The following is a 1,992-nucleotide window of genomic DNA, read 5'->3' as shown; positions in this document are numbered from 1 at the left end:
GAAATGACGGCGATAGCTACCCTAACTCCAAAGCCATTGCCGAAGCCATGTGTATGAGTGAACGCACCTTCCGACGAAAACTTGGAAAGATCGGTCTAAATTACAATACTTTGATGGGCAAAATTCGTTGCCAAATTGCGATCGCAATGCTTCAACAAGGCGACTTTACCAATGAAGATATTGCCTTCGAATTGGGCTTTTCAGACGCGGCAAATTTCTGCAACGCATTTAAAAAGTGGACAAAACAAACGCCCAATTTTTATCGACCTTGAGGCTTATTATCCGCATTTAGGTGAGCTAAGCTTCTTCAGCCTTGCTTCCGAGCAAACAACAACCACCTAGCAATAAAACTGTCATTAAATTTGCTCTATACTATGGTGTTTTCGTCTTTGAGAAGCACCATGATCTCCATGCTCTACATTTGCACTCATAATCGTTGTCGCAGCATTCTTAGTGAAGCAATCACCAATAAACTCGGTGATCAGAAGTTAAAAGCCTATAGCGCAGGTAGCAGCCCTAGCGGCCAAGTTCACCCCTTGAGCATTCAATATTTGAAAGAGCATGGCTATGAAACCGAAGGCTTAAAAAGCCAATCTTGGGATGAGTTCTCACCAGACTTATTAGACGAAGGGATCGATATCGCGATTACCGTGTGCGATCAAGCAGCGAAAGAGGCCTGCCCAGTTTGGTTTGGGAAACAAGTGAAACTGCACTGGGGCCTAGCAGATCCGTCAAAAGTTGAAGGCAGCGAGGAAGATCAGAAAGTAGCCTTTGATGCCTGCATTAAAGAGATCGAAGCGCGCGTCCAGAAAATGCTCAGTTTTGACACAAGTGATCGCGAGTCGTTTATCGCTCAAATAAAAGAGTCTTTGGCTTAATTCAAATTTCTAAAAGGATCTACAATGGGAATTTTTGAACGCTACCTTAGCGTCTGGGTCGCCTTAAGCATTGGTGCAGGAATATTGTTAGGTGTGCTCGCACCCTCCACTTTTGAAGCGATTGCCGGATTTGAATATGCCCATGTGAATATACCTGTGGCCTTATTTATCTGGCTCATGATCTATCCGATGATGGTGCAAATCGATTTTAGTGCCGTCAAAGAGGTCGGTAAAAAACCCAAAGGTATAGTGCTGACAGTTGTCATCAACTGGTTGATTAAACCTTTCACAATGGCTGCACTTGGCTGGCTGTTCTTTAAAGTCATTTTCGCGGACATGGTTGACCCTCAAACTGCCTCCGAATATATCGCGGGAATGATATTGCTGGGCGTTGCACCCTGTACCGCCATGGTGTTTGTATGGAGCCAACTCACGAAGGGCGATCCAAATTACACATTGGTTCAAGTGTCTGTAAACGATCTCATTATGATCTTTGCCTTCGCGCCAATCGCCGCATTTTTGCTTGGCCTGAGTGACATTACTGTGCCGTGGGAAACACTATTACTCTCGGTATTACTCTATGTCGTCATTCCGTTAGTCGCAGGCGTTATCACCCGCAAGAAGCTCGATAAACCCGACAACCATGAAAAATTAGAGCAGTTCTTGAGCCAGATAAAACCTTGGTCAGTCACCGGCCTGCTTGCCACTGTTGTATTGTTGTTTGGCTTCCAAGCGCAAACTATCTTGAACCAACCCTTGGCGATTGTGTTGATTGCAATCCCACTTTTGATTCAAACCTACTTCATTTTTGCCGTCGGTTACGGCGCAGCAAAAACCTTAAAGCTTCCGCATAATGTTGCCGCACCCGCATGTTTAATTGGCACATCAAACTTCTTTGAACTTGCCGTCGCAGTCGCCATTTCACTTTTTGGCTTACACTCTGGAGCAGCCCTTGCAACGGTTGTAGGTGTATTGGTAGAAGTTCCAGTGATGTTGTCGCTGGTTGCATTCGTCAATAAAACGCGCAGATGGTTTGACTAAACCTCCAACATTGGGGTCCGAGTACTAGTACTCGGACCCCAATCCCTATCTCTCAGTATCTTCAGATCTACCC

The 1,992-nt window shown here is 45.3% G+C and carries 3 protein-coding genes; all 3 read left to right on the top strand.

What is annotated here, in order from left to right; all coding sequences use genetic code 11:
• On the top strand, positions 1 to 272 hold a 272-nt coding region (locus tag A3738_RS11950; protein ID WP_156504223.1), incomplete at its 5' end, for an AraC family transcriptional regulator.
• Positions 273 to 401: 129 nt separating this feature from the next.
• Positions 402 to 878, top strand: coding sequence for an arsenate reductase ArsC (locus A3738_RS11945; protein WP_231876510.1), 477 nt, complete (start codon positions 402 to 404; stop codon positions 876 to 878).
• Between the two features lie 24 nt (positions 879 to 902).
• Positions 903 to 1,919, top strand: coding sequence for an ACR3 family arsenite efflux transporter (gene arsB, locus A3738_RS11940; protein WP_068502791.1), 1,017 nt, complete (start codon positions 903 to 905; stop codon positions 1,917 to 1,919).
• Positions 1,920 to 1,992: the final 73 nt, after the last annotated feature.

This window comes from Oleiphilus sp. HI0066, assembly GCF_001635725.1.
The sequence above is the reverse complement of the archived record's forward strand: the minus strand, read 5'-3'. Positions and strand labels throughout refer to the sequence as shown.